Origin of the sequence: Seongchinamella sediminis (assembly GCF_003457605.1) — a bacterium.
GTDB classification, from domain to species: Bacteria; Pseudomonadota; Gammaproteobacteria; order Pseudomonadales; family Halieaceae; genus Halioglobus; species Halioglobus sediminis.
On sequence record NZ_QRAN01000004.1, the window covers coordinates 36,978 to 48,850 of the forward strand.

General features: G+C 61.6%; 11 protein-coding genes. 5 read left to right on the plus strand and 6 right to left on the minus strand.

The window, feature by feature from the left end:
• The first annotated feature begins 103 nt into the window (after positions 1-103).
• Complete coding sequence (rpoS, locus tag DWB85_RS04830; protein ID WP_420820253.1) at positions 104-1,159, plus strand: RNA polymerase sigma factor RpoS; 1,056 nt, start codon at positions 104-106, stop codon at positions 1,157-1,159.
• A 31-nt stretch (positions 1,160-1,190) separates the two neighbouring features.
• Here rpoS and DWB85_RS04835 read toward each other — a convergent pair whose 3' ends face one another.
• The 3 genes from DWB85_RS04835 to DWB85_RS04845 all read right to left on the minus strand — a co-directional run bounded on the left by DWB85_RS04835 (position 1,191) and on the right by DWB85_RS04845 (position 4,196).
• Positions 1,191-2,057 carry a c-type cytochrome gene (locus tag DWB85_RS04835; protein WP_162846008.1) on the minus strand — a complete coding sequence of 289 codons (867 nt, stop codon included), beginning with the start codon at positions 2,055-2,057 and terminating at the stop codon, positions 1,191-1,193.
• A gap of 153 nt (positions 2,058-2,210) precedes the next feature.
• Positions 2,211-3,008 carry a hypothetical protein gene (locus DWB85_RS04840; protein WP_205422660.1) on the minus strand — a complete coding sequence of 266 codons (798 nt, stop codon included), beginning with the start codon at positions 3,006-3,008 and terminating at the stop codon, positions 2,211-2,213.
• 156 nt (positions 3,009-3,164) lie between these two features.
• Positions 3,165-4,196 (minus strand): AraC family transcriptional regulator, encoded by a 1,032-nt coding sequence (locus tag DWB85_RS04845; protein ID WP_162846009.1) that lies wholly within the window; start codon positions 4,194-4,196, stop codon positions 3,165-3,167.
• Between the two features lie 101 nt (positions 4,197-4,297).
• Here DWB85_RS04845 and DWB85_RS04850 point away from each other — a divergent pair, with 101 nt between their 5' ends.
• Positions 4,298-4,618, plus strand: a complete 321-nt coding sequence (locus tag DWB85_RS04850) for a 2Fe-2S iron-sulfur cluster-binding protein (protein ID WP_117953085.1) — start codon at positions 4,298-4,300, stop codon at positions 4,616-4,618.
• A 16-nt stretch (positions 4,619-4,634) separates the two neighbouring features.
• The gene (locus DWB85_RS04855; RefSeq protein WP_117953086.1) at positions 4,635-5,879 is read left to right on the plus strand and encodes a cytochrome P450; all 1,245 of its coding nucleotides are present in this window, start codon (positions 4,635-4,637) and stop codon (positions 5,877-5,879) included.
• A gap of 54 nt (positions 5,880-5,933) precedes the next feature.
• Here DWB85_RS04855 and fdxA read toward each other — a convergent pair whose 3' ends face one another.
• From fdxA to DWB85_RS04870, 3 genes are all read right to left on the minus strand, one after another.
• On the minus strand, positions 5,934-6,257 hold the full coding sequence (gene fdxA / locus DWB85_RS04860) for a ferredoxin FdxA (RefSeq protein WP_117953087.1): 324 nt from the start codon (positions 6,255-6,257) through the stop codon (positions 5,934-5,936).
• Between the two features lie 229 nt (positions 6,258-6,486).
• Positions 6,487-9,033 (minus strand): DNA mismatch repair protein MutS, encoded by a 2,547-nt coding sequence (gene mutS / locus DWB85_RS04865; protein WP_117953088.1) that lies wholly within the window; start codon positions 9,031-9,033, stop codon positions 6,487-6,489.
• Positions 9,034-9,238: 205 nt separating this feature from the next.
• A complete protein-coding gene (locus DWB85_RS04870) occupies positions 9,239-9,808 on the minus strand; it encodes a peroxiredoxin (protein ID WP_205422661.1) in 570 nt (189 codons plus the stop codon).
• A 185-nt stretch (positions 9,809-9,993) separates the two neighbouring features.
• On the opposite strand from DWB85_RS04870, the gene DWB85_RS04875 reads away from it, so the two are divergent.
• Positions 9,994-10,692: a Crp/Fnr family transcriptional regulator gene (locus DWB85_RS04875; RefSeq protein WP_117953090.1), complete on the plus strand. Its 699-nt coding sequence runs from the start codon at positions 9,994-9,996 to the stop codon at positions 10,690-10,692.
• A 94-nt stretch (positions 10,693-10,786) separates the two neighbouring features.
• Positions 10,787-11,818 carry an alpha/beta hydrolase gene (locus tag DWB85_RS04880; protein WP_117953091.1) on the plus strand — a complete coding sequence of 344 codons (1,032 nt, stop codon included), beginning with the start codon at positions 10,787-10,789 and terminating at the stop codon, positions 11,816-11,818.
• The last annotated feature ends 55 nt before the right edge of the window (positions 11,819-11,873 follow it).

The window sequence follows — 11,873 nt, forward strand, 5'->3', positions numbered from 1 at the left end:
AATTATTTGCATAGCTGCTTGTAATTGATCTCCAGGTTGGGTTAGGCTGATTGGCCCGGCGGGAAATACACTCAATACCACTAGAAGAAGATGAGGTATAGCCATGGATCTGGATAGCGCAACCAGCCCGAAACGGACTTCGGATACGGGACGGGCAACAGGGGCAGCGATGAAGACGAAGGCCAAAACCTGTAGCCGGAGCAAGTCCGGTGCGGGGGCAGGAAAAAAAGCGGCCAAGCCGACAGGTGACAGTGCAGCCCAGGCAGCGGAAGCCGCTCGTTTCGACCAGGCCAAGGCTCGCACGGCTACAGCCCGCAAGGTCGAGAAATCCCTTGATGTCACTCAGCTTTACCTCAATGAAATAGGCTATTCTCCACTGCTGACCGCAGAGGAAGAAAAACACTATGCCCGTCTGGCAATCAAAGGCGACGAGAACGGGCGCAAGCGAATGATTGAAAGTAACCTGCGCCTGGTTGTGAAGATTTCCCGCCGCTACATCAACCGTGGACTGACCCTGCTGGACCTGATCGAGGAGGGCAACCTGGGTTTGATTCGCGCGGTGGAAAAATTCGATCCTGAACGGGGTTTCCGCTTCTCCACCTACGCCACCTGGTGGATTCGCCAGACCATCGAACGGGCCATCATGAACCAGACCCGCACCATCAGGCTGCCGATTCATGTGGTCAAAGAGCTCAACGTATACCTGCGCGCGGCGCGCGAGCTGACCCAGAAGCTGGATCACGAGCCCACTGCGGAAGAGATCGCGGAAATGCTGGACAAACCGGCGGACGATGTAAAGCGCCTGCTGGGCTTGAACGAGCGGGTGACGTCAGTGGACACGCCGGTGGGGCCCGATTCCGACAAGGCGGTGGTCGATACCATTGCCGATAGCCACGAGAGTGACCCGTCGCAACTGCTGCAGGATTCAGACATCAAGGACAGTATTGCTTCCTGGCTGGATGAGCTTTCGGAAAAACAGCGCGAGGTCGTCTCCCGCCGTTTCGGCCTGCGCGGCTACGAAAGCAGCACCCTGGAGGAGGTGGGCCGCGAGATCGGCCTGACCCGCGAGCGGGTGCGCCAGATCCAGGTCGAAGCGCTGAAGCGACTGCGGGGTATCATGGAAACCCAGGGCCTCAGCGGCGAGTCGCTGTTCAGCTGATTCCTGCGCCAGTCGCGCCGGGCCGCGCCCGTTAATGCTCGAAGTCGGGGTTTTTCCAGTCCGGCGGTGCCCGATACTCTTCTGCCGGTTGCAGCCTGGAGGCATAGTCGAGAACCGCCTCCATCTCGTTCTCGTCCAGTGACATGCTGAGGCTGGTCATCTCTTCACTGGCGTTGCGACGCGCGCCCTCGCGCAGCCACTTGAACTGACGAACCATGTACTTGTAGTGCTGTGCCTGGATGCGCGGGGCCAGTTCATCATTGCTGCCTTCGCCGTTTGCCCCGTGGCAGTCGAGGCAGTGCTGCCGATACAGTTCCTCACCCAGGGCGAGATTGTCGCCCGGGCCAAGGCCATTGTCGACGCTGATCTCGAGAGTGGAAATATACTCCGCCACGTCGGCAACTGCCTGGGCGCCGCCGATGCTTTCCACCGTCGCGTAGGGCACCATCAGCACCGAGTCACGGTTGCCGGCGCGAAAATCGGCTAGCTGCTTGATGATGACCTTGCGATGCTGGCCGGCGATTTGCGGCACACTGCCGGTGGTTCGTCCCCAGCCCTCCGGTTCATGGCAGGCGGCGCACTCGCGGTAGATTGCCAGGCCATTGGCCACGTCAGGGGTCAGGCTGAGTGCCTTGTCAAATTCCTTTTTGGCGCGGGCCAGCAGTTCTTCCTCGGTCGGCGCGGCAACCCGTACCACGTATTTTTTGGAGAGATTCAGGGAATCGAAGCAGTATTGGAGTGCGCGTCGGGCCCGCACCTCATCGCCCATTTTGTTGAGTTTCACCGCGGCATTCCGCTGCCGCAGGCAGGATTCCAGGGATTGCTGCAGCGCATGGGTGGGATTGTTTTTCAGGGCATAGTCGACCTGATCCAGTTCGTCCTGGAATATATTTGCCATAGCGGGGAGCGCGACCAGGACGGATGCTGCCAAAATCAACCGGGATGATTTATATCGCATGACGATGCCTTGCTGGGCTCAGGGTCTTTTGATGCTAGTCCAGAGTTTGTTGAGTGGCAATTGATTGACCTCAACAAATTTCGCCTGTCGCCATCAGCGTGATGACCGTGGCTCGTCCTCTGCGGGTGCTTGCTGGCCAGGTAACGGCAGGTCCGACTGGATGGGAAAGCCCATCAGGGGCTCGATACCTTCCTCGCCGCGCACGTGCTGGATGATACGGTACAGCAGGCCGGCCGGAGAGCCATTGAGCAGCGCATCGGCGACCATGTCGTCGGTATCGACGGCCTCGGCGTTGTTCAGCAGTTTCTTGAAGGTGCGGGTAAAGGTTTTCGAGTGTCGCCGGCGGATATCGGTGCCGTAGAAAATATCGCACAGCATGTCCATGTCTTCCCGATAGCTGACCGCCAGACCAATCATTTTGCGAATGAAGAAGGAGCTGTCGCCGGTGGCCGAGCGCTGCCGTTGCTCGGTAAATTCCTCGCCGCTAATCTCGCCGGTTCCCGTGGGACCGCAGACGGACATGTAATGAAAGGCCGCAATGGCCCCCAGTTGGTCCTGGACGAGGTCGTGCAGCTTGAAGTAGGAATCGCGCTGGGAATGGACCTCCAGCCGGCGGGCACTCTGCTCCTGGATGGATATGGCCCGGGTGTTGGCGGATATCTCCTTCTGTTGCATGAAATGGCCGATGACCAGCCAGAGGAAGGCCAGTGGCGCAAATGCCCCTTCCAGGAAGCTGCCGATATCCGCAGTTGGCAGGTTGACGAATCCCTTCAGGCCGACAATCGAAATCAGGTAGACCAGGCCGGCGCTGATCCAGACCAGGGTGACGGTGAGGCCGAAGGCGACCCGCCAGTCCATCCCCAGCAGGCCAACGGGCTTGTCGTCACTCATCGCTGCACGACTCGCTGCTTGCGCATTGTCAGAGCGACAGCACCGTCAGCGCGATGGCGGCGATGGGCGCGACCAGTTTGTTGTCCATTGTTGTTAGTCCTGTGGTATCCGGGTTGTGAGCGACCTTGCCAGTGGGGCGTCAGCCGGGACTCTATCCTAATGCATTAGTGCCTGCCTGCGGTAGTCCGCCGGTGGCATGCCATGCCAGCGCTTGAATGCCCGCCGGAAGTTGGCGCTGTCGTGATAGCCGAGAAGTACGGCAATGGATTCGATGCTCAGGTCCGGTTGCGCCAGGTGGCGCAACGCCAGCTCCGAGAGCAGCTCTTCGCTAATGGCGCGGTAACCGGTGCCCTCGCTTGCCAGGCGCCGGGCGAGCGTGCGCTTGGAGACATACAGCGATCTCGCCACGTCTTCCTCGGTGACACTGCCCATGGGCTGAGCCAGCAGAAAGCGGCGCACCCGGTTGGTCATGGACAGGGCGGCCACCGGTGTTTCCGCCAGCAGTTGCGCGCACAACTCGCGGGCAATCGCATAGGACGCTGCATCGCCGGAGGGATTGCTCTCGCTGGCCAGCGAGCGGGGTATCAGCAGGCAGTTTTCCTGCTGCTCAAACCTGATCATCGAGTGCAGGTAGAGCGGATAGTCCCGGTGGTAGTCGGGGCGGGCAAAGCGGAAGCGAAACAGGGCCTCGGTGAGTTTCCGGCGCAGGAATGCCTCCACCAGCGACTGCACTGCCATGGCGAAACATTCCATCAGCATGCGGATCTCGCCGGTCCCGGGCTGTAACTTGATCCGCAGCTCGCATTTGAGCCACTGCTGGTCCTCGCTGATCTCCAGTCGGGCGAAAGGAATGCGCAGCGGCAGGAAATCGCGCAGCGACTGCAGTGCTGTCAGCAGGTCGGGGCTGGACAGCGCCAGGAAGCCAATCGGGCCGTGGGCTGCGGGATTCAGCTGCCGACCGATACGCAGGCCCAGGGCCGGCGTAGCGGACATGACCCGGGCGTTGCGCAGCAGCTGCACCTGCTGCGCGCCGGTCAGCCGGCTCTCGTCACCGGCCAGTAACACCTCAACCGGCAGGCCGGTGCCCGCCAGCAGCCGCGGCAGCTCCCGTTCCTGCAGGCCCAGCTCGCGGGCAACGATGCGGGAATAGCTGCTGGGGATGAAATAGCGATCACTGTCAGGGGCCATGCCAGCAGTGTCGATAAATGACCCCCTCGTGTCAACAAATGACCTCCCATCAGATGCTGGCCGCCGTACACTGTCTGGCATAACCCGAGAGGAGAGCGGCAATGCCCAAAATTACCCTGGTGGAATTCAACGGGGCTGACCACACCATTGATGCCGAAACCGGTAAATCCCTGATGCTCAATGCCATCGACAACGGCATCCCCGGCATTGACGCCGACTGCGGTGGCGCCTGCGCCTGTGGTACCTGCCACGTGTTCCTGGAGCCCCAGTGGCTGGAAGCGCTGGGTGACTCCAATCCGCTGGAAGACGCCATGCTGTCCATGCGCCCCGACCGGGAGGCCGCCTCGCGGCTGAGCTGCCAGATCGAGGTAACCGAGGCCATGGACGGCATGGTCGTGCGCTTGCCTGAATTCCAGATGTGAGGGGAGGAGAGATCAGATGAACCACATGGCGCAGCTGCCGGACCCGGCAGTCACTCCCCTGGACGAGATCGACTTCAGTGACCCGCGGCTGTTTCTCGAGGACAGCTGGCAGCCCTATTTTGCCCGCCTGCGGGACGAGGCCCCGGTACATTACCAGGCGGAGAGTCCTTTCGGGCCTTTCTGGTCGGTCACCCGTTTTGACGATATTGTTGCCGTGGACAGCAACCACCAGGATTTTTCCTCGGAGCCGGTCATCGTCATCGGCGATCCGGAAGAGGATATGCCGCTGGACATGTTCATCGCCATGGACCCGCCCCGGCATGACCTGCAGCGCAGGGCGGTGCAATCGGTGGTGGCGCCGAAAAACCTGGCCCAGATGGAGGCGCTTATTCGCTCCCGGGTCGCCGCGATACTGGACAGCCTGCCGGTGGGTGAAACCTTCAACTGGGTAAACAGGGTATCCATCAATCTCACCACCCAGATGCTGGCGACGCTGTTTGACTTCCCCTTCGAGCAGAGATCGAAGCTGACTTACTGGTCGGACATGGCGACTGCGGCGCCGGAACTGTCGGGCGGTAATGCCGACCGGCAGGAACGCGAGGCAGCGCTGCTGGATTGCCTGGCCACTTTTACCCAGATCTGGCACGCGCGCAGGGCAACGGACAGTGACAGCTTTGACCTGATCAGCCTGCTGCAGCGCGACCCCAATACCCGCGACATGGTGGATAACCCGATCGAGTTCCTTGGCAACCTGTTGTTGCTGATCGTCGGCGGCAATGATACCACCCGCAACTCCGCCACCGGCGGGGTGCTCGCCCTGCATCAGAACCCGGCCGAGTACGAAAAGCTGCGCAACGACCCGGGGCTGATTCCCTCCATGGTTTCGGAAATCATCCGGTGGCAGACGCCGCTGCTGCATATGCGCCGCCGCGCCACCCGCGACCTCGAGTTTCGTGGCCAGCAGATTCGCGAGGGCGACAAGGTGGTGATGTGGTATATGTCAGGTAATCGGGATGAGCGCAGCATCGACAATCCGAATGCGTTCATCATCGACCGGGAGAATCCACGCCACCATATTTCCTTCGGCTTCGGCGTGCACCGTTGCATGGGTAACCGGCTGGCGGAGATGCAGTTGCGCATCCTGTGGGAGGAGATCATGCAACGCTTCAGTCGCGTCGAAGTGGTGGCGGAGCCGCAGCGGGTGCAGTCCAATTTTGTCCGCGGCTACGAGACTTTGGCGGTCAGGGTCCACCCGCTGTAGTTGATGCCGGCATAAAAAACCCCGCCGTGGCGGGGCTGTGTTCCTGTGCTGGTTTCAGCGCTGCAGTAATTCCAGCTTGTTGGGCTTGCCGGCCCATTCCTCGGCGTCGGGCAGTGCGTCCTTCATCTCGGTAATGCAGGGCCACACTTCCGCCAGTTCCGCATTGAGCTCGAGGAACACCTGCTGGTCCTCCGGCAATTCGTCTTCGGAGAAGATGGCGTCTACCGGGCACTCCGGCTCACACAGCGCGCAGTCGATGCACTCGTCGGGGTGGATGACCAGGAAGTTCGGGCCCTCGTAAAAGCAGTCTACCGGGCACACTTCCACGCAGTCCGTGTGTTTACAGTTGATACAATCTTCGCCTACAACAAATGTCATGCTCAAAAAACCTCTATCTGTATTGCTTCACCGTCATCCATGGACTGGCCCGGATCCAGTGGGTTTGCGCTCTCTGGCCTCCCGCCGGGCGGGAATGACAGTGACAGGTTCGCACGTGGCGGGCATTCCCGTGGCGGGCACTCCCGTGGCGGGCACTCCCGTGGCGGGCACTCCAGACGTGCGCGCGTTAGTTTACCTGCAAGCCCCCGGGAAATGAAGTCCCGGGCAGTTACAGTTTGTGCTTGAGCTCGTAGAGTTTTTCCAGGGCCTGGCGCGGGCTGAGGCCGTCCACGTCCAGCTCCTCAAGTTCCTCCATCACCGGATGCGCTGGCGCGCTGGCAAACAAATCCACCTGCGGCGAAGCGGCAGGCGACGCTGTTTGCCCCGGCATCGCCCGCTGTTGCCCGGCGCCGTCGGCCTCAAGTTCAGCGAGCTTGTCACTGGCGGCCCGCAGCACCGGCGCGGGTATGCCCGCCAGTTTCGCCACCTGCAGGCCAAAGCTGCGATTGGCGGGACCCTCCTGGATATGGTGCAGGAACACCACATGATCCTGGTGTTCGGTGGCGTCCAGGTGCACGTTGGCCATGGTCGGGCAGAGCTCGGGCAGGGCGGTGAGTTCGAAATAGTGGGTGGCGAACAGGGTAAAGGCCTGAACATTGCGAGCCAGTTCGACCGCGGCCGCCCAGGCCAGGCTGAGGCCGTCGAAGGTGCTGGTGCCGCGCCCGACCTCATCCATCAATACCAGGGAGCGGGGCGTGGCGTTGTGCAGTATGTTCGCGGTCTCGGTCATTTCCACCATGAAGGTGGAGCGCCCCGAGGCCAGGTCGTCGGAAGAGCCGATACGGGTAAAAATCCTGTCCATGGGCGCCAGCCGCGCGGCGCTGGCGGGGACGTAGCTGCCGATATGGGCGAGCAGGGCAATGACCGCGTTCTGGCGCATGTAGGTCGACTTGCCGCCCATATTGGGGCCGGTGATCAGCAGCATGCGCCGGCTGTCGTCAAGCAGGGTGTCGTTGGCGATAAAGGGCTCTGCCAGCACCTGTTCCACCACCAGGTGGCGGCCCTGTGTCACCTCGAAGACCTGCTCCTGGCAGAACTGCGGCCGGCACAGGCTGAGGCTGTCGGCGCGCTCCGCCAGGCATGACAGGACGTCGATCTGGGACACCGAGGCGGCGGTGTCCTGCAACTGTGCCAGCTGTTCGTTGAGCCGTTCCAGCAGTTCATCGTACAGCGCTTTCTCCCGGGCCAGTGCCCGGCTCTTGCTGGACAGGGCCTTGTCCTCGAACTCCTTGAGCTCGGGGGTGATGAAACGCTCGGCATTCTTCAGGGTCTGGCGGCGGACGTACCCGGCCGGTGCCCGCTCGGACTGGGCCCGGCCGATTTCGATGTAGTAGCCGTGCACCCGGTTGTAACCGACTTTCAGGGTCTGGATACCGGTGGCTTCCCGTTCACGCTGTTCGATTTCCAGCAGGTAGTCGGCAGCCCCGGTGCTGATTTTGCGCAGTTCGTCCAGCTCCTCATCGTAGCCATCGGCGATGACGCCACCGTCGCGAATCACCACTGGGGGATTGTCGATGATTGCCCGCTGCAGCAGGTCGGTCAGCTGCGGGTAGTCGCCGGCCTGTTGCGACAGTGATGCCAGCAGGGGCGCAGCGCAGTGCCCCAGCTCCGAGCGCAGCCGGGGCAGGGCGGCCAGCGAACTCAGCAGCCGGGTCAGGTCCCGGGGCCGGGCGCTGCGCAGGGCCACCCGGGTGAGGATGCGCTCCATGTCGCCGATGGGCTTCAGGGCCTCGCGCACGGTTTCGTAGTGGTAGTTGGCGCACAGTGCGGCGATGGCGTCCTGGCGGGTTTCCAGGACGGTGATATCGGTCAGCGGCCGGTGCAACCAGCGTCGCAACAGGCGGCTGCCCATGGCGGTAACGCCCTTGTCCAGCACCGAGTACAGGGTGTTGCTGTCGCCGCCGGCCATGTTGGTGTCAATTTCCAGGTTGCGCCGGGTGGCCGCGTCGAGAATGACACTGGCCTCGCGGCTCTCGTGGCTCATGCTGCGCAGGTGGGGCAGGTTGGAGCGCTGGGTATCCTTGACGTACTGCAGCAGGCAGCCGGCGGCCCCGATCGCCAGGTCCAGGCCGTCACAGCCAAAGCCCTTGAGGTCGTGGGTCTGGAACTGGGTGTTGAGGGCACGGCGGGCGCTGTCACCGTCGAATTCCCACTCCGGTTGCGGCCGGGCGCCCCGGCGGGAGGTGATCGCCGTGTGGCCAATGGTATCGCAGTACAGGGTTTCCGCCGGATTCAGGCGCTGTAACTCCCCGGTGAGGGCCTCGTCGCCATTCACCTCCAGTATCCGGAAGCGGCCGCTGGCCAGGTCCAGGTAGGCGAGGCCGTAGTCCTGGCCGCGCATTGATACCGCCAGCAGCAGGTTATCCACCCGCTCTTCCAGCAGCGCTTCATCGGACAGGGTGCCGGGGGTCACCACCCGCACAACCTTGCGCTCCACCGGCCCCTTGCTGGTGGCGGGGTCGCCGATCTGCTCGGCAATGGCCACCGAGACCCCGGCTTTCACCAGCCGGGCCAGGTAGCTTTCGGCGGCATGGTAGGGCACTCCGCACATGGGTATCGGGTCGCCGTTGGACTTGCCCCGCGCGGTGAGGGTGATGTCCAGCAGTTCCGCCGCTTTTTTGGCGTCGTCGTAGAACAGTTCGTAGAAATCGCCCATGCGGTAGAACACCAGGTCGTGGGGGTGCTCTGCCTTTATGGCCAGGTACTGGACCATCATCGGGGTGTGGCCGGATTGCTTCTTGGAAATGCTTGTGTCGCTCAAAATTTGTACTGTCGGCAGGTGTGCAGGCTGGCGCTAACAGTAACAGCTTTCCGGGTGGCGATGTAGGGTGTAGCGGCGGCGCAAGTGGTGTATGCGGCTGCCGTACCGGGTTCAGTTGAGGGGGCGGGCTGCTCAATTGACAGCCCGCCAGGTGGGTCGATCAGCCTTCAAATGCCTTGCGGGCTTCGGTTACCCCGGGAGCCTCGGCGCCCTTGATGTAGGCCAGCATGGTGTCTGCGTCGGAAACCTCGAAGGGGTCGATCGGGCAGTTGTCGCCAAAATCCGGTTCGATGAACATTTTTTCAATTTTGCCATCGTCCACCAGCATGGAGTAGCGCCAGGAGCGCATGCCGAAGCCGAGATTGGATTTGTCGACCAGCATGCCCATCTTGCGGGTGAATTCGCCATTGCCGTCGGGCAGCAGGAAGACATTCTTGTTACCAATCTCCTTGCCCCACTTGAACATGACGAAGGCGTCATTGACCGACACGCAGATGATGGCGTCGACGCCGTTGGCCTTGAACTCGTCGTACAGTTCTTCATAGCGCGGCAGGTGGTTGGAGGAACAGGTGGGGGTAAAGGCGCCGGGCAGGGAGAAGACAACGACCTTCTTGCCGGCAAAAAGATCCTCCGTGGTCATATCCTGCCAGCGGTAGGGGTTGGGGCCTTCCACCGACTCATCGCGGACACGGGTCTTGAATACAACGTTGGGTACTTGTTCGATAGCCATGATGATCTCCTTCGATCGTGGGTTTACCTGAATAAAGATATTCTATTAAACGGCATTAATCTAATTGTATGTTGCTATTGCTCATAGTGGTTTTACCTATCATCCGGGCTGCTGCTACTATGTGCGCCCCCCCACTTAACAGGCCCTAACTCCAGTGTATTCCAGTTTCAGCGTGCGGGCCGGTGATGGTTGATGTCAGTCCCCTGGACATGATTGGCGATTCGCCCTGGTTTGTCGGCCTGCCGGCGTCGCTGCTGCAGCAGCTGGCCCAGGCCGCCAGTATTCGCCCGTTCAACCGCGGTGCCTATGTGTTCACCGAAGGGGAAATCGACACCGACGTGTACTGTGTCGTCACCGGCCGCATCCGTATCGCCATTTCCAGCGAGGGTGGCCATCACTTCGCCATCACTGACCTTACCCACGGCGCCTGGTTTGGCGAGCAGGGACTGGTGAGCGAGACGGGGCGGGCGGCCAGTGCCGAGGCGCTGGTGAATTCCCACATACTGGTGCTACCCCGGTCCGCCATGCTGGAGGTGGCCGAGGCCTGGCCCGGACTGTATCGCAACCTGCTGCGGCATCACGTCGCCCGTTCCCGGGAGCTCTACAGCCTGCTGGGCGAGGTACTGTTCTACCCTCTGCGGGCCCGGGTGGCCAGCCGCCTGTTGCACATGCTGGACAATCACGGCATTCACAGTAACGGTGAAGTGTCGCTGGAAATGAAGCTGACCCAGAACGATTTTGCCCGTCTGGCGCTGGGCTCACGGCAGCGGGTGAACCGGATATTCAGGGACTGGCATGAACGGGGAATTGTTGAACGCAATGGCGACAGCATTACCGTAAAAGACCTCGAGGCACTGGCGGCGGAAGTGTCGCTGGAGACATAGCAAACAGCATTCTTTGGCCGCAGAACGCCCGACCTGCTGCACAGCACTGCAATTGCCGCTTATACTGGGGCCCCCCGATTACCGAGATGACAATATGAGCAACATGAATGACGACCCCCGTATCGACCCGCGCATCAAGGCGCTGATGGGATCCATGCCTCTCACCCCGACCAAAGACGTCGAGTCGCGGGAGCAATTGCTGCAGGAAGCCAGCAAGCCAGAGAGCATCGAGCGCCTGGAAAACATGAAGGCGATGTTCGACATGGTGGATAATGAACAGGTGGCGCCATCGGCCGGCCTGGTCATCACCGATCACGAATTTGTCTCACAGCCCGATGGTAATTCCATCAAGGTGCAGTTCATCAGGCCGGAAAGTCCCGAGCCCCTGCCCTGTGTGTATTACATCCACGGCGGGGGGATGCAGTCCATGTCCTGCTACTACGGTATGTACCGGGCCTGGGGCAAGATAATTGCCGCCCAGGGTGTCGCCGTGGCGATGGTGGATTTTCGCAATTGCGTCAATCCGTCATCGGCGCCGGAAGTGGCCCCCTTTCCCGCCGGTCTCAATGACTGTGTGTCCGGCGTCCGCTGGCTGGCGGCGCAGGCCGACAGCCTGGGTATCGACCGCGAGCATATTATCGTGGCGGGTGAGAGCGGTGGCGGCAACCTGACCCTGGCAACCGGACTCAGGCTGAAACAGGACAATGACCTGGGGCTGATTCGCGGGCTGTATGCCCTGTGCCCCTACATTGCCGGCGCCTGGCCCCAGGAACGCTATCCCTCATCGACCGAAAACAACGGCCTGTTGCTGGACCTGCACAGCAATTACGGCGCCATGGCCTACGGTATTGAGGCCTTCAACGCCGGCAACCCGCTGGCCTGGCCCGCGTTCGCCAGCGAGGAAGACGTGGCGGGCCTGCCGCCGACGGTGATCAGCGTCAACGAGTGTGATCCGCTGCGTGACGAGGGCATCGAGTTTTACCGCTTGCTGCTCAGGGCCGGCGTTGCCGCCCGTTGCCGTCAGGTCATGGGTACCATCCACGGCATCGAGATTTTCGCCATTGCCTGTCCCGATATCAGCCGGGAGACCGCCGCCAGTATCGCCCAGTTCTGCCGGGAGGCCTGAAAGCGACGGCCGGCATCTGTCCGGCTGTGGCACACTGGAGACAATAACAACAAGG